The following is a 19977-nucleotide window of genomic DNA, read 5'->3' as shown; positions in this document are numbered from 1 at the left end:
TATTTTTCATGTATATAACAAGAGTATTTAATCTTTAGTATTTTCGCAATCTAAACCAACTAAATTGAGAACTACAGCAACTTTTACCATACAAAATCCGGCTGCCTTTAAAAAGCAACTCCTGCAATGGGCACAGCAATTTCGTGAAGTAGTGTTTTTGGATAGCAATAGTTATGAGCAACGCTATACTTCCTATGAGGCCGTGCTGGCTGTGGATGCACTCACTTCTATTAAAACCGATTACCATAACGCGTTTGATAAGCTTAACGAATACCAGCGAATCACTAAAGATTGGCTATTTGGCTACCTTTCTTATGACCTGAAGAATGATACCGAAGAACTGCAATCTAGTAATTTCGATGGGCTTGAATTTCCTGACCTGTTTTTCTTCCAGCCGAAAAAACTATTTTTATTAAAAGGAGATCAATTGGAAATGCAATACCTCAGGATGTGCGATGATGAAATTGAAGCAGATTTTGAGGAAATTACGAATTATCAATTACGAATCACGTCGACAACCAGCAACCAACAACTGCCAACCATAAACCAGCGTATTTCCAAAGACAGCTATCTGGAGAAAGTCGGGCAAATGCTGGAGCATATCCATCGGGGGGATATTTATGAAGCCAATTTCTGCATGGAGTTTTACGCTGAGAATGCTGTAATTGATCCGCCTTCTATATATGAAAAGCTCAATTTCATTTCAGAACCGCCGTTTGCTGTTTATTTTAAGAACTACAAGCAATATTTGATGTGCGCTTCTCCGGAAAGGTATATACGGAAGGAAGGCGATAAGATTATTTCCCAACCTATAAAAGGTACTGCAAGACGAAGCACCGATGGAGATGAGGATAATGCTATTAAGCAAGAGCTTTCCGCTAATGAAAAGGAGCGGTCGGAAAATATCATGATCGTCGACCTCGTGCGCAATGACCTGTCACGTACTGCTGCTAAAGGCTCGGTGGAAGTTGAGGAACTTTGCGGTGCGTACTCCTTTAAGCAGGTACACCATCTTATTTCCACCGTGGTTTCTCAGGTTGCGGAAGGGCATTCGCCAGTGGACATTATCAGGACAACTTTCCCCATGGGGAGCATGACGGGCGCGCCAAAAATATCGGCTATGCAGATCATCGAAAAGCTAGAGGAAACCAAACGCGGGCTGTACAGTGGGGCAGTCGGGTATTTTACTCCTGCCGGAGATTTTGATTTTAATGTTGTTATTCGCAGCATTCTTTATAATGCTGAAAATAAATATGTTTCCTTCTCGGTGGGAAGCGCTATAACTTCAAAGGCAACCCCTGAGCAGGAGTATGAGGAATGTTTATTAAAAGCCAGGGCGATGAGAACTGTGCTGGAGGAGTAGCTTTCACGAAAATTCCTTACTTTTGGGGATGCTTTCGAAATTACCCGAACACCTAAATAATGACCTGGCTTTCCTTAAAGAAAGGAAACTTCTCGTTGCGGTAAGTGGAGGATTGGACAGCATGGTTTTAGTTCACCTGCTACATCAATTAAATTACGACATTTCGATAGCACACTGCAACTTCAACCTTCGCGGAGAGGAGAGCGATGGAGATGAGGATTTTATTACCACTTATGCTAAAGAAAACAAATTACAATTATTTGTAACTAATTTTAATACAGCACTTTTTGCATCCGATAATAAACTATCGATTCAGGTAGCGGCGCGCCAGTTGCGCTACCTTTGGTTTGATGAATTATTGCAGGAAAATAATCTTGACTTCCTCCTGACTGCCCACCACCTGGATGATTCGCTTGAAACATTCCTCATCAACTTTACACGCGGTACAGGGCTGGAAGGGCTTACAGGCATCCCACAGCAAAACGGGAAAATAGTGCGTCCACTATTACCCTTTACCCGTGATGAAATTCTGGCGTATGCCAAAGAAAACGATATCCAGTGGCGGGAAGACAGCAGCAATGCATCAGATAAATACCTGCGGAATAGACTACGACACGATGTTGTCCCTCTGCTAAAAACACTAAACCCTGCTTTTGCTGAATCGTTCCAGCAGACACTCGAAAACCTGCAACAGGCTAAGTCGATGATGGAAGATGCTTCTGTATTGATATATAAACAAGTTGTGACAGAAAAGGATAACCAGAAACATTTTGATATAGCGCATCTGAAAAGGCTGCCTAATTATAGGGCCTACCTGTACCAATGGCTGAACCCGTTTGGATTTACGGCTTGGGAGGATATCTATGCATTAGCAGATGCACAATCGGGTAAGTATATTTTGGCGGGTAATTTCAGGCTGTTGAAAGATAGGGAGGTTTTGATATTAGAACGGGTTCAAAGTGAAGATAATGCTGCTTTTGAAATTTCAGAAGGAAGCCTGGCTATTGAGGAACCTATAAAACTCACATTGGGAATTACACAAACAATTAATAAAAATGCAACAAAAAAGATTATTTTTGTTGATAATCAATTAATAAAATTCCCGTTAATACTTCGTAGATGGCAGGAAGGTGATTATTTTTGCCCTATCGGAATGAACGGCCTGAAAAAGAAAGTTTCCAAATATTTCAAGGATGAAAAATTCTCATTAGGAGAAAAAGAAAATACATGGCTGTTATGCTCCGGCAGCGACATTGTATGGATAATTGGGCACCGTGCCGATGAGCGATTTAAAGTAACCGAAACAACAAACACAATTTTAAAAATAGAAGTCTTATAATAATGAAAAAGTTCACTTATACATTCTTTCTTTTATTCGCTTTTTTAGCTTCACACGCGCAGAATATCCAGCATCCTGTAAAATGGACCTCAAAAATAGAAAAGAAGTCGGATACCGAGTATGTGCTCATTCTTGACGGTACCATAGAAGAAAACTGGCATGTTTATTCGCAGTTTACACCGGATGGCGGCGCATTACCCCTTGAAATTACTTTTAATAACGATAAAGGCAATTTTGAAGCGGTCGGCAAGGCAGAAGAAAGTACTTATGAAAAAGCTTTCAATAAGGTTTTTGGTGTTGATGAGTACTTTTTCAGCCACACGGTGCAGTTAAAGCAGACGATTAAAATAACCAATCCTGCTAACACTGTTGCTCAGCTGCAGCTGTATTACCAGGTGTGTAAGGAAGTGTGTATACAGGAAGAAAATAATTTTGAATTCAATATCAAAGACTTAACATCAAAGGAAGTAAAAAGTTTTGAGGCTGCGGCTCAACCTGCTCCTGAAAAAAAAAATGATGTAAAGACGGTAGAAACGGCTCCATCAAAAGGTGAAGAAGACAGAGGTCTTTTAGCTACATTTTTTTTAGCAGCCCTTGGTGGTTTTGCGGCACTGCTTACACCATGCGTATTTCCGATGATCCCAATGACTGTAAGCTTTTTCACAAAGCAAAGTAAAACAAAGTCAGCAGGCATTAGGAATTCTATATTTTATGGTATCTCCATTATTGTTATATACGTAGTTCTTGGCATCGTGGTCACGGCAATTTTTGGAGCCGATGCTCTAAATGCTCTCTCCACAAACGTTTGGTTCAATCTTGCATTCTTCATTATTTTAATAGTTTTCGCCTTTTCATTTTTAGGGGCTTTTGAAATCATGCTGCCTAATTCCTGGGCAAATAAAGTTGACAGGCAGGCTGACAGGGGTGGAGTGATAGGAATATTGTTCATGGCTATGGCATTAGCAATAGTATCTTTTTCATGTACAGGGCCTATTGTTGGAAACATAATTTTTGCAGCAGCTTCAAAAGGCGGTATAGCACCTGTAGTGGGAATGTTGGGCTTTTCAAGTGCATTAGCTTTGCCTTTCATGTTGTTTGCAATGTTCCCCGGATGGCTTAACTCGCTGCCAAAATCAGGCGGATGGCTTAATACCGTTAAAGTATTTTTAGGTTTTCTGGAGCTTGCTTTTGCCTTTAAATTTTTATCGAATGCCGACCTCGTACTGCAAATGCACATACTGGAAAGGGAAACATTCCTGGCTATATGGATAGCTGTTTTTGGAGGCTTAGCATTATATCTCTTTGGAAAAATAACATTGCCCCATGACACGCCGGGAGGTTATATATCAGTAGGAAGGCTTTCATTAGGATTGCTGACCCTTGCGTTTACAATCTATTTAGTTCCGGGACTATGGGGGGCGCCTCTAAAATTGGTCAGCGGTTTTCCGCCTCCATCTACCTATAGCGAATCCCCGTTTGGGGTTGGAGGAACTTCAGTGGCCGGTAAGGGAGAACTACCTGAGGGAGCCAAACTCGCTGCACACGGTATTGTAGCTTTTGAAGATTATGATAAGGGCCTTGCCTATGCAAAAGAAGTTAATAAACCTGTATTGTTGGATTTTACAGGCTACGCCTGCGTTAACTGCCGTAAAATGGAGGACAACGTATGGAATGATGGACGTATATTGCCAATATTAAAAGAGGAAGTTGTTCTTATTTCGCTTTACGTAGATTACAAAAAGGAATTACCTGAAAAAGAACAATATATTTCGGAAGTTACAGGCCGGAAAGTAAAGACCATAGGAAACAAATGGAGTGACCTGCAACTTAGCCGGTACAAAATAAACGCTCAACCTTATTATGTATTGATGAATTTGCAGGAAGAGAATCTTAACGAACCTGTAGGTTATACGCCAAACATAGAAGAGTATGCACAATGGCTGAAAGAAGGGGTTTCAAAATTCAATAAATAGAATCGGGGCGCATTTAGCGCCCTTTTTTATATCTCATTTATTAGCTTTCTCGCAGCAGTCTGTACCGGATCCCAAACAGGGGAGAAGGGCGGAGCGTAAGACAGGTCAAGGTCAATGATATTCTGTAAAGTCAGGTTGTGTGTCAATGCGGTTGCCAGTACATCGATGCGTTTTGCCGCATCTTCTTCACCGATGATCTGTCCGCCAAGCAGCCTTCCGCTATTTTTTTCGGCAATAAGCTTTACAGTGATATTTTTGGCATTGGGATAATAATGAGCCCGTGTTTTGCTCACGATGACAGCGCTCACATAATCAATCCCCAGTTTTTTTAGGTCTTTCTCCAAAAGGCCGGTCCGCGCGACTTCATATTTACATATTTTGCAAACTGCCGTGCCCACGCCACCGGGAAACATGAGGTTTTCACCTGCAATGTTACTCCCGGCAACAAGCCCTGTTTTGTTGGCCAGCGTTCCCATAGCGATATAAATATGCTGTTTGCTGACTAGGTTCAGGGTTTCGGTGCAGTCTCCGGCAGCCCATACATCTTTAATGTTGGTCTGCATATGCGCATCAGCTTTTATAGCATCTTTCGCGCCAAGCGCAATTTTCGAACCTTTTAAAAATTTTGTATTAGGCGAAGTTCCCATTCCCAAGACTACGATATCTGTGGGAATCGATTGCTTCTTAGTAACCACAGCGCTGACACGCTTATTATTCATTTCAAAAGAAACAAGTTCCTCTTCCAGATAGAGCGTGACACCGAGGTTACGCATAGCTTCCGAAACTATCTCGCCCATATCAGGGTCAAGCGTGTTCATTACCTGTGGGCCACGGTTGACGAGCGCTACTTTTAATCCCCGCATCAGCAGTGCTTCTGCCATTTCAAGCCCAATATACCCACCGCCAATGATTACGGCTGTTTTAGGACTTTCCCATTCAATATAATTTTCAAGATTAATACCGCTTTTTAGAGTAGAGATGCCAAATACATTCTCCGCATCATGGCCTTCAATATCAGGGCAAAAAGCTGTTCCGCCCGTTGCTATCAGCAGCTGCCCGTATTCCTCCCACGATTCTTCTTTTTTTTCTTTATCCAGTACCCGGATGCGCTTTTTATCAGTATCCACTTCGAGTACAAGATGCATGGTGCGGACATCGATATGGTATTTCTCCCTGAATTCCTCAGGAGAGCGCACAATGAGCTCTTCAACTTCCTTTACCGTTTCGGAAATAAAGTACGGGATGCCACAAGCCGAGTAGGAGGTATATTGCGATTTTTCGAATACAACAATTTCCCTGTCCGGCTGTTCGCGGCGCACTTTAGAAGCTGCCGACATCCCTGCCGCATCTCCGCCTACTATTACGAGTCTGTTATTTTGCATCTTCATTTGTTGCGTCATATTTTTTAATACGTTTTTGAACCGATCGTGCCGAAACACCGTGTATCAGCACCGAAAAAAAGATCGTTGCAGTAGTTACTGCCATCAATTTTTTAGGTTCGTCAAATTCAGCAGAGGTAAGAGCATAAGCAAGATAAAACATTGAGCCTATGCCTCTCATTCCGTAGAAAGATAGCGCGAACCTCTGGAAGTGATTAAGGCCTGTATTAATGAATGAGATGTAGCCTGCCAACGGCCTTACAACCAGCACCATCAGTAATGCAACTGCCAGTATTTGCAGGTCGAACAATAACTCATAATGCATGGCAATGAATACACCCGTTCCGATAAAAATTACTGCAACAACAAAACTCTCAAGCTCTTCGTTAAAATCGTGCAGATTGTTCATGTGCTCTATATGCTTTTCGTAATCGCTGAAGATGCAGGCCGCGAAAAAGACGGCCAAAAAGCCGTAACCCCCAATTATTTCGCTGAGGGCGTAGGGCAGTAATATTAGTGCGAGCGATAATATCCCGCGGCTTATCTTTCCGATAGTATCTTTATTGCTAATGCTGAAGATGAGCTTGTAAAGCAACCATCCGCATAAAAGCCCCACTACAACGCCAATGGCGATCTTGAGCAGAAAATAATACAGGAACCATTCTCCCAGCCAATTTTGGTAGTCAGGGCCTTTCGTTATAAAAAGTATGGCAAACCAGGTAAAAGGAAACGCCAGCCCGTCATTGATACCCGCTTCTGCCGTAAGCCCAAGTTTAACCTTTGAAGTGTCTTCTTTTCCCGGCTCGGAGGTCTGCAGTTCGCTGGCCAATACGGGGTCTGTAGGCGATATTAACGCCCCAAACAGCAACGCTGTTGCAGGGGCAAAGCCCACTACCCACCATCCGAGAAAAGTTGCTGCGGCAATGGTAACAGGCATCGCGATGATCAATAACCGGAAGGAGTACTTCCATGTAGACCATTTAAACGGGTCTTTTATACGCAGCCCGGCGTTTGTAAGCGCTACCAGAACAACAAATTCGGTTATGTACTTAATTTCTTCAAGCTGCCGGAGCGGCTTTATGACACCCGCCCCCGATATCCAGAAAGCAATTCCTCCAAGAATTAAGTAAATTATAGGTGCGGAAAGGTGGAGCTTTTTAAGCATTTCAGGAACTACGGCTGCGAGCAGCGCCATTATGCCGGCAATGGCAATCAATAACAGGTGTGCATCTATTTTGAAAAATTCTGACATAGCTATAAGTTAAAAAATTAGCCAAAACGTTGCGTGTTTTGGCTAAAGAAAATTAAGATCAGGCTTAGGAAATTTATTTTAATATGTACTGGCTGAGAATCTGGTACACTTCATTGATGTTGTTGTCTTTGCCAAATTGCTTTTTGATTGGCATACTTTCCCCACGCACCCATATTTTAAGTTCCGCGTCAAGGTCTAAAAGCCCTGCGCTTTCCTTTGAGAATTTAATGATGCTGCTGTAAGGGATTGATATATAATCCACCTTTGAGCCGGTTATTCCCTGCTTGTCAACAAGTATCAGCCTTTTATTAGTGAAGACGAACATATCCCGTATCACCTTAAATGCTTTCTCGATGTTCTCGCCCTGTATGAGCATTGGCTGGAATTCAGTCCTTATTTTGTCTATAGATACTTCTGATGCGTTGCCGAGTATGGCATTAAATAGTCCCATTTGTCTTGTTTTATTTTAAAGATATTAAAATTAAGGATTGTTTTTTAACACCAAAATTTATATGTTTATTTTTAAGGGGAATTTATGACTTCCCATAATTTTCCTTATTTTCACTCTCTAAATTTTCTATATGCTGATAAAAATATTCGGGAGCGCCGTTTTTGGGGTAGAGGCCACTACCATTACCGTTGAAGTTAATATCGATAAGGGAGTGGGGTACCACCTTGTAGGCCTTCCCGATAACGCCATAAAGGAAAGCAGTTACCGCATTGCTGCCGCACTGAAGAATAATGGCTATTCGCTTCCTATAAAGAAAATCACCATCAACATGGCGCCTGCTGACCTCAGGAAAGAAGGTTCTGCTTACGACCTTACGCTTGCTATAGGGATACTCGCCGCTTCGGGACAGATAAAATCGGATGAGATTGACAAGTACATAATTATGGGCGAGCTTTCGCTTGACGGAGGCCTGCAACCTATAAAGGGTGTGCTTCCTATAGCCATAAAAGCAAAGGAAGAAGGCTTTAAAGGATTTTTCCTCCCGAAGCAAAATGCAAAAGAGGCTGCAATCGTATCGGGGCTTGATGTTTACGGACTGGAAAATATCAGCGAGATCATCGACTTTTTTGAAGGCCGCGGAACATTAGAGCCAACTATCTTCAATACCCGTGAGGAATTTTATAAAACACTCGACTTTCCCGAATTTGACTTTAGCGATGTAAAAGGGCAGGAGAGCATCAAGCGGTGCATGGAAATTGCCGCATCCGGGGGGCATAACGTTATACTTATCGGCCCTCCCGGGGCAGGTAAAACCATGCTTGCCAAACGAATACCAAGTATATTGCCGCCAATGACGCTGCGTGAAGCGCTCGAAACCACAAAGATACACAGTGTTGCAGGCAAGCTAAAAAATGCCGGACTGATGAACCAACGTCCGTTCAGAAGTCCGCACCACACAATTTCGAACGTCGCCCTGGTCGGTGGTGGGAGCTACCCGCAGCCCGGTGAAATTTCAATGGCACACAATGGAGTCCTTTTTCTTGATGAATTACCCGAATTTAAGCGGGAAGTTCTTGAGGTAATGCGCCAGCCTTTGGAAGACCGCGAGGTAACCATTAGCCGCGCTAAGTTCACCATAACCTATCCATCATCTTTTATGCTGGTGGCAAGTATGAACCCAAGCCCGGGTGGTTACTTTAATGACCCCGACGCTCCGGTAAGTTCATCGCCCCACGAAATGCAGCGTTACCTGAGTAAAATATCCGGCCCGCTACTGGACCGTATTGATATCCATATCGAAGTTACGCCTGTGCCTTTTGAAAAATTATCGGACAATCAAAAAGCAGAAAGTAGTGTTGAGATTCGTGAGCGCGTAACGAAAGCACGGGAAATACAGACGCAGCGTTTCGAACACCTGGAGAACGTACATTACAACGCCCAGATGAGCACCAAGCAGATTCGGGAATACTGTCAGCTTGACGAAACCTCCTTACAGCTTTTAAAGACTGCTATGGAGCGTCTCAACCTTTCTGCGCGTGCGTATGACAGGATACTGAAAGTGTCCCGCACTATTGCCGACCTTGATGGCGCCGAAAATGTCGGGCCGCAGCATATATCCGAAGCCATACAATACAGGAGCCTTGACCGCGAAGGGTGGCTGGGATAAAATTGTGAATTTTAAATCAAGAATTATGAATGTCATGCTTGCGTAATGATTGGATATTTATTCGTTTTTTCTTATCTTTAAATGACATCTAAAAAAATCATCAATGTTAAAACAAGAACTTGAAACGCTATTTACCGCTATGCCGCAAATAGTAAAAGATAAATTACAGCCGGTTATGGACAACCTGCTGGAAAGGGCAGGGGAGCTTGACGAGCATGGCTCAAAAGACCCTGATTATTATGAAGAGGAGCGGGAAGATATTATGAAGGAAGTCCATAAGGTGAAATACCTTAACGACCAATGGCAGATCATGAATGCAAAGAAAAATAATTAAAAAATAAGAGGCCACTAAAATCAGTGGCCTCAAAAATTATTCGATATTTCTGTTACTGTAGTTCTTTAAAAGTATCGCCCTGTTTCATATCTCCTGTTTCGAAACCCTTTTTAAACCAGTACATACGCTGTGCAGAAGTACCGTGTGTAAACGAATCCGGTACTACATGGCCCGATGACCTTTTTTGTATGGCATCATCGCCTACAGCATTAGCTGCACTCAGTCCTTCTTCAATATCGCCTTCTTCCAGAAAATTTTTCGTTTTTTGGTTGTGGTAGGTCCATACTCCTGCGTAAAAATCGGCCTGAAGTTCTAACGCGACCGATAACCTGTTAGCCCCGGCTTCATCGGTTTGCTGCTGCATCTGTGTCACCTTTTCCGATGTTCCTAGCAGTGTCTGCACATGGTGGCCTATTTCGTGCGCAATCACATACGCAATAGCGAAATCTCCGCCTTTAGCGCCGTAACGCGATTGGAGTTCATCAAAAAAAGCGAGGTCCATATACACTTTACGATCAGCAGGACAATAGAACGGACCGGAAGCAGATGTCGCTCCGCCACATTCTGTCTGTACGGAATTACGGAACAGCACCAGTGTTGGCTCTTCATAAGTAAGGCCGTTTTCTTCAAATAGCTTATGCCACACATCTTCGGTATCTACCAATATGGCATCTACCATTTTTCCGAGTTCTTTGTCTTTTTCGGTAAGCTCAACCGGATCGCCGCCCTGGGTTTGTATCTGGTTCTCTATGCCGCTGAGTACGGCACCGCTGTCACCACCCATAAACATATTTATAACAAGTATAATTACACCAATTATACCACCACCCACGGCTACCTGGCCACCCGATACGCCACGGCGGTCATCTAAATTGCCACTTGATCTTCTGCCTCCCCATTTCATAAGCTAAAATTTTAAGTAATGAAGTTATAAAATATAAGTTTTAACAGAAACATTTTACCAACAATTTAGCATATACTATAAAAATGCTGCAACTGCACAACTGTGTACTATGCATACAACAACCCCCACCAGGCTAACCACTGTGACTTTATTTGCCCCAACCGAGCGTGAAATTAAAAAAGCTATTATATGGAAAATAATGTAAAACGGCGCAGTAAACAGCGTCATCATAAATATTTCAAAACCGTTCCAGCCGGCCTTGCCATGATAAAAAATAAAACCAAACCACAAATACAGGTAATAAGCATACATCGCAATTACTATAAGTAAATGCAGTATCCAGCCATTATTTTTGTTGTTAGGAGTTCTCATTTACTGATAGTAATTGCCATGTGGATTAGATTTTTTGTCTTAAGAGTTCAGCGAGAATACGTACTTAAGGTTAAAATCCAAAACGGAATCCCATATAGGCATCTGCCTGATCTGTATCTCCGAGTGCTGCCGAAAGTATTGAGCCGGAACCGATAAAGAAACCGCCAAGCCTTAAACCTACACCTGCAGTAAATCCTGATATCTCATTGTTTGATAGCGGTGTATATACTTCAAAAGAGTTGGCAGAATACCTTGGGGTAATAGTGAATATGTTTTGTATTGCTATCTGTTGGTTGTCGTTGTCCTTATTCATTTTTTGCTGCATATAAAAGCTGGCAAACCATTTCATGTAAAGCTTTACATCTGTATAGGCAGATAGCATTGTCGGCAGGCTTACTTTAAAATTCTTTTCGGCTTGCTGCGCCGTAAAGAATTGGGGATTGTTCAGGAGGATCTGCTCCAGTTCTTTCAGGTCACTCACATTTTCAAACTGGTTCAGATCCAGCGACTGGCCCTGAGGCACAACAAGGCTATAGTTTCTGCTAACGTTGTTACTGTCCTTAAACGTCATGCTGCCAATGTTACGCACCGCAAGTCCGGCATTTAGCTTGTAGCCTGTGCTCTCTGTATCTTTCCATTGGTAATCTACACCGATATCTGTAGCGAAACCGTTAAGCCCTCCACCAAAAAAGTCATTAAAATTGCCACTGTCCGTAAAATCATCGGCGAGGGATCCTGAGTAGGCAACGTTCACCATAGCGCTGGCATCGGTGAGGTTTACATCACCCAGATTGCTTTGAATAGTCCCCCTGAAATTACCGGCAGCGATATTGGCATACGATCCAGGGAAAAGCATCTTAAATGTTACACCGGCTGAAAATTTATGCTCTTCAGAATTGTAAAGTTCCCGTGCTGCAGAAAGCCCTATTTCGCCCCAGGTGGTAGCGGATGTCTTCTGGTTGTAATTTGCAATAATAGCAGTAGCCTGGTCAATTGAGTTAACGCCATTTGTCAGCGCCCGTCCTAACGCCGGATTTACATCAATAATGTCAGCTTTTATTTTTGCTCCGGTAGTTATTGCAAATGCCCATTTCTTCATCTTAAAACCAAAAGCAGGTCCTAATATCTCAACATCGGCACGCATATTCACGGGCTCATTACCCGCAAAAAGCATATCATCAAAATTATCATTGCTGCCAACAAGGTCGCCAAAAGTCATTTTGTTATTTGCAATGTTACCGCTAAAACTGAATACATTGACTTCATAATCATTTTTAAGGTTGGTGAGTTCCGCGGGATTAATGGAGGCGTTAAGAAGCCCCGTCCTGCGTGAGATATTGATCCCGGAAAAGTGTTCCTGTGCAAACGTCGCTGAGCTGAGAAGCCCGAAAGTAAATAGTAAAGTTTTTTTCATAATTGGATATTGTTTACATACTAATTTAGTAATTTACAAATAAATACATTATCTTTTAACATAAATATAATACGAAAATGCTTTCTATTTTTATTGCAAAGTTCGGCTTTATTAGACAAATTCAAACAGCCATTTATTATATGCCGTATATCGCTTATTAAATTGCCTTCCAGATCACATCATCCGGAACAGGAGCAGTAATTTCAATCTTTTCTTTTGTAACGGGATGGATAAATTCAAGCTTTCGCGCATGCAGGTGTATACCTCCGTCAGGGTTGCTGCGATCGAACCCATATTTAAGGTCGCCCTTGATTGGAGACCCTATTGCAGACAGTTGTGCCCGTATCTGGTGGTGCCGCCCGGTATGCAACCCAATCTCGAGCACTGAGTAGTTGTTGAGTTCTTTAATAACTGTATATTCCAGACTGGCCAATTTGCTGTCAGGCACTTCTTTTATGTGCGCTTTAGAGGTGTTGGTTTTTTCGTTGCGCTTCAGGTAATGCACCAAGGTATCATTATCCTTTTGCGGTTTGTTTTTTACAACTGCCCAATAGTTTTTTTGTGTTTCCCGGTTTTTAAACAAATCATTTAAACGGGTAAGAGCCTTTGATGTACGCGCAAAGATGACTATGCCGGTAGTGGGCCGGTCGAGCCGGTGTACAACGCCCAAAAACACTTCTCCCGGTTTGTTATATTTGTCTTTAAGATACTCTTTAACCACATCACTAAGGGGCTTATCTCCTGTTTTGTCGCCCTGCACAATATCGCCAACGCGTTTATTGACGGCGATTACATGATTATCCTCATAAAGGACTTGTAAATTTTCTTTATTAGAAAGGATTTTCATGTTTAGGGAATGAGTGGCAATCTGAAATCTATAATCTGAAATCTGAAATTAGTATTGTTCCTTCTCATTAGGAAAATCCTTAGATTTTACATCAGTTACATATTGGCCTATGGCCTTGGTCATGCCGTCGTATAAGTCCATATACCTGCGCAGGAAGCGCGGACTGAATTCGTTGTTCATACCAAGCATATCATGGATTACCAAAACCTGTCCGTCAACGCCGCCGCCCGCACCAATCCCTATAACAGGTATGGAAATGCTTTCTGCAACTTTTTGCGCCAGTTGTGCCGGGATTTTTTCGAGCACTATGGCAAAACAGCCGATTCTCTCAAGCATTTTGGCATCTTCAAGGAGCTTGTCCGCCTCTTCTTCTTCACGGGCACGCACGGTATACGTACCGAATTTATATATAGATTGTGGTGTAAGGCCAAGGTGGCCCATAACCGGTATGCCTGCATTCAGTATTTTTTTGATTGAGTCCTTGATCTCGCTTCCGCCTTCCAGCTTTACCGCGTGGCCTCCGCTTTCCTTCATAATCCTGATCGACGAACGCAACGCCTCTTTGGGGTCGCTCTGGTAGCTGCCAAAAGGAAGGTCAACCACAACCAGCGCCCTGTTGATCGCCCTTACGACACTCGAGGCATGGTATATCATCTGGTCGAGGGTGATAGGAAGTGTAGTTTCGTGGCCTGCCATTACATTCGAAGCCGAATCGCCTACAAGTATTACGTCAACCCCGGCAGTATCTACGATTTTTGCCATCGTATAATCATATGAGGTAAGCATGGAGATCTTTTCGCCATTGGCTTTCATCTCTATCAGCGATTTGGTAGTGATCCTTTTATAATCTTTTTTTGCAACTGACATAAGTGGAATTTTAGCTGGTAAATGTACTAAATTGCGTTAAGAATAGCGGAATCGTTCTAATTTTATTAGGATTAATTGTAACTTTCTCACCGGGACAGTTACTAATGCTTCAACACTAATCTACAACCAGTGAAAAAAATAGCCTTATTAGCCATTTCTCTATTAGCAATGCAGCTCCAGGCACAGGAGGCCGACGTTAAAAAATCAATAACCACCTTTTTTGAAGGGTTGCACAGCGGAGATACGTTAAAGATTAAATCCGTTTGCGCCGATAAAATGATACTGCAATCGGTTATGGAAACTGATAAAGGCAGCAAATTCTCGAATGAGCCTATTTCTGAATTCTATAAATCCATTGCATCTATCCCTAAAGATATCACGATAGAGGAGAGGCTGCTTGATTATAAAATTCTGATTGACGGAAGCATGGCGCATGCCTGGACACCCTATGACTTTTATGTAAACGGAAAGCTGAGCCATAGCGGCGTAAACTCGTTCCAGTTTTATAAAGACAATGGTGCCTGGAAGATCGTTTATATTATTGATACGAGGAGAGCCCCCCGACCCCCGAAGGGGGAGTAAGCGGAAAATCCTATCCGTACTTCCCCCCTTCGGGGGCAAGGGGGCTTAGCAATCCGCATTATTCACCGTAACGGCAAGCCCGCCTTCGGAAGTCTCTTTATATTTATTATTCATATCCTGTGCTGTCCGCCACATGGTATTCACTACCTGATCCAAAGGTACTTTAGCATTTTCAGGGTCAGTTTCCAGGGCGAGTTCTGCAGCATTAATAGACTTAATCGCTCCCATGGTATTGCGCTCGATACAAGGTATTTGTACCAGTCCGCCTATAGGGTCGCAGGTCATGCCAAGGTGGTGCTCCATAGCGATCTCGGCTGCCATAAGGCATTGTGCCGGTGTACCGCTCATAACTTCGCATAGCGCTGCTGCCGCCATTGCCGACGATACGCCAATCTCCGCCTGGCATCCGCCCATCGCTGCCGATATGGTTGCGCCTTTTTTAAAGATGCTGCCTATTTCGCCGGCAACCATAAGGAATTGCTTTATGTGACTTTCGTCAGCCTGGTGATTTTCAATAACCATATAATACATTAGCACAGCAGGGATAACGCCCGCACTACCATTGGTAGGTGCAGTAACAACGCGGCCTAATGCTGCATTCACTTCATTTACGGCAAGTGCAAAACAGCTAACCCATTTCAGTATCTGCCTGAACTTCACTTCTGTTTTACGGATTACCTGTAGCCATTCCTGGGGTGTTTCATAAACCGCATCGCCAATAAGGCCTTTATGCATATCGAAAGCACGTCGCCGTACATTGAGCCCGCCGGGAAGTATCCCTTCGCTGTGGCAACCGATATACATACATTCCAGCATCGTGTTCCAAACCCGCATCAGCTCTTTATGAATGTCCTCTTCGCTGCGTATGGATTTTTCGTTTTCATAAACGATCTCAGATATCTGCTTTTTTTCATTAATTGTATAGTTCAGCAACTCATCGGCAAGGTCGATAGGGAAGGGAAACGCGCATTTTATCTTTTCCTTTTCCTGTGCCACTGTACGTTCTTCTTTTACGACAAAACCGCCACCAATGGAGTAGAAAGTAGAGCCGTATTCTCCGGTATCCGTGTAAGCAGTAAATGTGAATCCGTTGGCATGGAAAGGAAGGAAATTTTTATTGAAAACAATATCAGTAGCAATATCAAAAGGAATGTAACGAAGCCCTCCCAGGAAAATATGCCTGTTCAGGTTAATGTCATCTATAATGTTCGCAATCTCGTCAATTGGTACATACTCCGGATCGGCACCGCTAAGGCCCAGCATTACTGCGAGGTCTGTCGCGTGGCCTTTTCCTGTAAGCGACAACGATCCATAAAGGTCCACCTTTACACGGGTAACGTTTTCAAATATACCTTCTGTACGGAGTTCTTTAAGGAAGCGTTCTGCCCCGCGCCATGGGCCAAGGGTGTGCGAACTTGAAGGGCCGACACCAATTTTAAGCATGTCGAAAACGGAGATACATTCATTCATAGCAACTTACGCGATTTATTGTAAAGGTACTTTATTTTGTGCGCGTAAAGGTAAATAAATTGATAATACTATAACGATGTAGCTTTAAAATTGTTGATTTGGTAAATTAGGCCGCAACAGGATATAATTAGATTAAGACTATAGCCATAAATTTTATTATGATTGAAAAAGTACGCATAATCAAATGAAATTAAAATTATTCACGTTTCGGAAAATAGTATATTTGAAATCTAACCAAACCAATATTTATGAAGTCACTACTTGTAATTGCCGCACTATCGCTATCCTTTGCCTCTTTTGGCCAATGCGTAAAATGCCGCTCATTTGAAGAAGCTGCAAAAGATCCTGCTAAAGTAAAATCGATCATTATTAATGCTGCCCAGGACAAACAACTGAAAGAAATCCCGGCCAGCATTAAGCAGTTTACTAACCTTGAGGAACTGATGCTGACAGACCACGGCCTCACTTCAGTGCCAAAAGAGATTGGCAGCCTTACGAAACTTAAAACCCTCAGCCTTGCCGGAAATGCCCTTAAAAAATTGCCCGAGGGGTTATTTAAGCTGAAACAGTTAAAAGAGCTGATACTTTTTGATAACGCCTTTTCAGAAAAATATATTGAAGAGCTTGACAAGAAGGTAACTAAAGATATGCCTGATACAGAATTAATGACCGACTAGTCAAAACCGGAATAGTAAATAATAAGCCCCGAAGTTTAAAATCTTTTGGGGCTTATATATTATTGTCTCAGGGTGTTTATTGTTTTTATGATCTCTTCTTTAGGAAGAACACCCGATTGCCGCCACAGCATTTTCCCATTTTGGAACAGCATCAGCGTGGGCACGCCCTTTACCTGGAACTGAGGGTTGCTCATCAGCGCCTGGTTTTTGTCAACATCGATCTTAATGATCCTTATACCGTCTCCGAGCGTTTCCTTTACTTCTTTGAGTATCGGTGCCAGCATTTGGCAAGGGCCGCACCATGTCGCAAAAAAGTCAACCAATACAGGTTCCTTACTATTAATAAGTGTGTTGAAATTATCCATAATCGTGCAATTAAGCCCTAAATTTACTAAACAATTTTGTTGACACATTATCGCGTTAGCATAAAATTGTGATTACACGCCATAACCTCATAATTGTTAGTTAAATCTGACAATATTCATCACCGCTATATGTTAAAATAGCTACTTTTATTGAAAAGAAATTTAACGCCATGAGAAAAGCAAGTTTACTGATAGCAATTATTTTTGGGTTCGCCCTTACAACTGTTTCCTGTAAGAAAGACAAGGGAGACGCAACATCTGCCACCGAAGTCCATGACCATGACGGGGAAGATATACCACTGGATGCTGCGGGTTTTGATCCGTTCTTCGCTAAATTCCCTCAATACAAAGAATTTGAAAAAGACATTCGCGAATTATATCAAAAGCATAACCATTATGTATGGCATGAAAAGAGGGGACTGATAGAATTTGCAGAGGTATTGTACAACCGTGTCAACCAATTGGATGACGAAGGCCTGCCTTTAAAAATACCATATAAAAAGAACCTCGATGCGCTTTTTGATGATTCCGGAAGGGGTGAGAAGCCAAATATGGAATCGGAATTGCTAATAAGCTCGATGTATTTTTATTATGCTAAAAAAGTGCTCAATGGCCTCGATACGCAAAAGAGCCGTGAGACAGGATGGTACCTTCCACGTGAAAAAATGGATTATGTGGCTTACCTTGATACACTAATGCAGGACCCAAAACTTATAAAAGGTGATAAAACAGAGCTATTCGCACAGTATTTTAACCTGAAAAAAGGCCTTCAAAAATATCGTGATATAGAAAAAAAAGGAGGTTGGGGTGCTATAGCGCTTGATAAAGGTGTGAAATCACTTAAAAAGGGTGATTCTGCCGCTGCAATTGTACAGATACGCAAACGCCTTGCATTGGAAGGCTACCTGAAAAGCGATTCTAAAAGTGCAATATATGATACTGACCTTGCCAGTGCACTAAAACTGTATGAAGAAAAACACAACCGTACCTTTGACGGAAAAATAGGGCCTGCTATGGTGAAAGACCTTAATGTCCCGGTAGGAGACCTTATTAAGAAGCTAACCGTAAACATGGAACGTTGCCGCTGGGTGCCGCCAACTATCAATACGCAAAAGGAATATATTGTTGTGAACATACCATCCTACAGGATGCGCTACGTGCGCGATGGGAAGCCATTCCTTACGTCTAATGTAGTTGTGGGTAAAGACCTTAATAAAACGGTAGTATTCAGCGGGCAGATGAGTTACCTGGTGTTTAGCCCGTACTGGAATGTTCCAACGAGCATTCTTGAAAAAGAGATCAAGCCGGGAATAGCGAAAAACCCCAATTATCTTGCAGAGCATAATATGGAATGGAATGGTAAAAGTGTAAGGCAAAAACCCGGGGGCCAAAATTCTTTAGGAAAAGTGAAATTCATGTTCCCTAATTCCAACAACATTTACCTGCACGATACGCCTGCAAAAAGCCTTTTCAATGCCGATGACAGGGCGTTCAGCCACGGTTGTGTGAGAGTGGAAAAAGCACGTGAGCTGGCTATTGCAATTACCAAAGACCAGGCAGGCTGGAACGAAAGTAAGGTAGACAAAGCCATGAACGGCGACAAGGAAACAAACTTTAGCCTGAAACATAAGATACCTGTTTACCTTACATATTTTACCGCCCTTGCCGATGAAGATGGCAACGTTGCCTTCTATGATGATATCTACGAGCGCGACGGCAGGCTGGCGGGGCTGTTGTATGCTGCGAAGTAATTTAAAGCAAATATAATTTCAGGCTGTGTGGCTTTGCGCTGTACAGCCTGAATTATACTATATATCTTCGTACCTTTACGCCTGAAAATTACAGAAATGATCGAGATAGGAAAATACAATACGCTTAAGATAGTAAGGGATACACAGGTAGGCCTTTACCTTAGCGACGGAAATGAAGATATACTGCTGCCTAATAAATATGTGCCGCGTGAGTGGGATCTTGAGGAAGAGATCATTGTCTTCGTTTACCTTGACCATGAGGAACGTCCAGTTGCGACTACACTAGAGCCGTATATTTATCTTAATGAATTTGCGCTTCTCCGCGTTAACTTTACCAATAAATTCGGTGCTTTTTTGGATTGGGGACTTGAAAAAGATCTTTTCGTTCCGTTCCGGGAGCAGGCAAGGCCTATGGAAAAAGGCAAGCGCTATCTCATATATATGTATATGGATGAAAAGTCGAACAGGTTGGTAGGTACGAGTAAGATCAACCAATTCCTGAAAAATGATGAGCTTACGGTAGAAGAAGGCGATGAGGTGGACCTTATTGTTTCTCACATTACCGAAATGGGTATCAACGTAATCATCAATGAGCAGCACAAAGGCCTGATGTATAAGGACGAAGTCTACGAAGACCTGCGTACCGGAGACAGGGTAAAGGGTTACATCAAAACCATACGTCCTGATAACAAGATCGATGTATCACTACAGAAAAAAGGATTTGAAAACATTGAACCGAATGCCGAAAAAGTGCTTGATGAACTCCGTGCCAGCCGGGGCTTCCTGCGTCTTAATGATGACAGCCATCCCGAAGACATCAAGACCGTCCTGAAAATGAGCAAGAAGACTTTCAAAAAAGCAATAGGCACTCTTTACAAACAAAAGCTTATTGAAATTAAGGAAGATGGGATATATTTGGTGAGAGAATAGTTTTCAGTCCCGGTCTCCGTTTTCCAGTACTGTTGAGCAAC

Annotated in this window: 18 protein-coding genes; 9 read left to right on the top strand and 9 right to left on the bottom strand. The window is 42.6% G+C overall.

Annotation, left to right across the window (positions count from 1 at the left end; all coding sequences use genetic code 11):
- Nucleotides 1-64 precede the first annotated feature (64 nt).
- From AAEO56_RS08915 to AAEO56_RS08905, 3 genes are read left to right on the top strand one after another with little or no spacing between them, the layout of a single operon-like run.
- A complete protein-coding gene (locus tag AAEO56_RS08915) occupies nucleotides 65-1363 on the top strand; it encodes an anthranilate synthase component I family protein (protein ID WP_341696695.1) in 1299 nt (432 codons plus the stop codon).
- A gap of 28 nt (nucleotides 1364-1391) precedes the next feature.
- Nucleotides 1392-2702, top strand: a complete 1311-nt coding sequence (gene tilS / locus AAEO56_RS08910; RefSeq protein ID WP_341696694.1) for a tRNA lysidine(34) synthetase TilS — start codon at nucleotides 1392-1394, stop codon at nucleotides 2700-2702.
- A gap of 2 nt (nucleotides 2703-2704) precedes the next feature.
- Nucleotides 2705-4675, top strand: a complete 1971-nt coding sequence (locus tag AAEO56_RS08905) for a protein-disulfide reductase DsbD family protein (RefSeq protein ID WP_341696693.1) — start codon at nucleotides 2705-2707, stop codon at nucleotides 4673-4675.
- Nucleotides 4676-4701: 26 nt separating this feature from the next.
- Here the strand turns inward: AAEO56_RS08905 and AAEO56_RS08900 are convergent, their stop codons facing one another.
- The 3 genes from AAEO56_RS08900 to AAEO56_RS08890 all read right to left on the bottom strand — a co-directional run bounded on the left by AAEO56_RS08900 (nucleotide 4702) and on the right by AAEO56_RS08890 (nucleotide 7757).
- Complete coding sequence (locus AAEO56_RS08900) at nucleotides 4702-6057, bottom strand: FAD-dependent oxidoreductase (RefSeq protein ID WP_341696692.1); 1356 nt, start codon at nucleotides 6055-6057, stop codon at nucleotides 4702-4704.
- Entirely contained in the window at nucleotides 6047-7306 is a 1260-nt protein-coding gene (locus AAEO56_RS08895) for a cation:proton antiporter (protein WP_341696691.1), read from the bottom strand. Before AAEO56_RS08895 ends, AAEO56_RS08900 begins: the two co-directional genes overlap by 11 nt.
- Before the next feature lie 73 nt (nucleotides 7307-7379).
- Nucleotides 7380-7757, bottom strand: a complete 378-nt coding sequence (locus AAEO56_RS08890) for a PH domain-containing protein (RefSeq protein ID WP_341696690.1) — start codon at nucleotides 7755-7757, stop codon at nucleotides 7380-7382.
- 130 nt (nucleotides 7758-7887) lie between these two features.
- Between AAEO56_RS08890 and AAEO56_RS08885 the strand changes: the two genes are divergently transcribed.
- A complete protein-coding gene (locus AAEO56_RS08885) occupies nucleotides 7888-9423 on the top strand; it encodes a YifB family Mg chelatase-like AAA ATPase (protein ID WP_341696689.1) in 1536 nt (511 codons plus the stop codon).
- 103 nt (nucleotides 9424-9526) lie between these two features.
- The gene (locus AAEO56_RS08880) at nucleotides 9527-9757 is read left to right on the top strand and encodes a hypothetical protein (protein WP_341696688.1); all 231 of its coding nucleotides are present in this window, start codon (nucleotides 9527-9529) and stop codon (nucleotides 9755-9757) included.
- Nucleotides 9758-9809: 52 nt separating this feature from the next.
- Here AAEO56_RS08880 and ypfJ read toward each other — a convergent pair whose 3' ends face one another.
- The 4 genes from ypfJ to panB form a co-directional block, all read right to left on the bottom strand.
- Entirely contained in the window at nucleotides 9810-10661 is an 852-nt protein-coding gene (gene ypfJ, locus AAEO56_RS08875; RefSeq protein WP_341696687.1) for a KPN_02809 family neutral zinc metallopeptidase, read from the bottom strand.
- A 442-nt stretch (nucleotides 10662-11103) separates the two neighbouring features.
- Complete coding sequence (locus AAEO56_RS08870; protein WP_341696686.1) at nucleotides 11104-12447, bottom strand: hypothetical protein; 1344 nt, start codon at nucleotides 12445-12447, stop codon at nucleotides 11104-11106.
- Between the two features lie 157 nt (nucleotides 12448-12604).
- Entirely contained in the window at nucleotides 12605-13294 is a 690-nt protein-coding gene (locus AAEO56_RS08865; RefSeq protein WP_341696685.1) for an RluA family pseudouridine synthase, read from the bottom strand.
- Between the two features lie 48 nt (nucleotides 13295-13342).
- A complete protein-coding gene (gene panB, locus AAEO56_RS08860; protein ID WP_341696684.1) occupies nucleotides 13343-14161 on the bottom strand; it encodes a 3-methyl-2-oxobutanoate hydroxymethyltransferase in 819 nt (272 codons plus the stop codon).
- A 129-nt stretch (nucleotides 14162-14290) separates the two neighbouring features.
- Here panB and AAEO56_RS08855 point away from each other — a divergent pair, with 129 nt between their 5' ends.
- Nucleotides 14291-14743, top strand: a complete 453-nt coding sequence (locus AAEO56_RS08855; protein WP_341696683.1) for a nuclear transport factor 2 family protein — start codon at nucleotides 14291-14293, stop codon at nucleotides 14741-14743.
- A 45-nt stretch (nucleotides 14744-14788) separates the two neighbouring features.
- Here the strand turns inward: AAEO56_RS08855 and AAEO56_RS08850 are convergent, their stop codons facing one another.
- Entirely contained in the window at nucleotides 14789-16213 is a 1425-nt protein-coding gene (locus tag AAEO56_RS08850) for an L-serine ammonia-lyase (RefSeq protein ID WP_341696682.1), read from the bottom strand.
- A 248-nt stretch (nucleotides 16214-16461) separates the two neighbouring features.
- Between AAEO56_RS08850 and AAEO56_RS08845 the strand changes: the two genes are divergently transcribed.
- Nucleotides 16462-16890: a leucine-rich repeat domain-containing protein gene (locus tag AAEO56_RS08845; protein ID WP_341696681.1), complete on the top strand. Its 429-nt coding sequence runs from the start codon at nucleotides 16462-16464 to the stop codon at nucleotides 16888-16890.
- A 59-nt stretch (nucleotides 16891-16949) separates the two neighbouring features.
- On the opposite strand, the gene trxA is transcribed toward AAEO56_RS08845, so the two are convergent.
- Nucleotides 16950-17255 (bottom strand): thioredoxin, encoded by a 306-nt coding sequence (trxA, locus tag AAEO56_RS08840; RefSeq protein WP_341696680.1) that lies wholly within the window; start codon nucleotides 17253-17255, stop codon nucleotides 16950-16952.
- 170 nt (nucleotides 17256-17425) lie between these two features.
- On the opposite strand from trxA, the gene AAEO56_RS08835 reads away from it, so the two are divergent.
- Together AAEO56_RS08835 and AAEO56_RS08830 are read left to right on the top strand one after the other, a co-directional pair.
- Nucleotides 17426-19006: a L,D-transpeptidase family protein gene (locus AAEO56_RS08835; RefSeq protein ID WP_341696679.1), complete on the top strand. Its 1581-nt coding sequence runs from the start codon at nucleotides 17426-17428 to the stop codon at nucleotides 19004-19006.
- 96 nt (nucleotides 19007-19102) lie between these two features.
- Entirely contained in the window at nucleotides 19103-19936 is an 834-nt protein-coding gene (locus AAEO56_RS08830) for a CvfB family protein (protein ID WP_341696678.1), read from the top strand.
- Nucleotides 19937-19977: the final 41 nt, after the last annotated feature.

Source organism: Flavobacterium arundinis, assembly GCF_038289855.1.
GTDB lineage: Bacteria > Bacteroidota > Bacteroidia > Flavobacteriales > Flavobacteriaceae > Flavobacterium > Flavobacterium arundinis.
The sequence above is the reverse complement of the archived record's forward strand: the minus strand, read 5'-3'. Positions and strand labels throughout refer to the sequence as shown.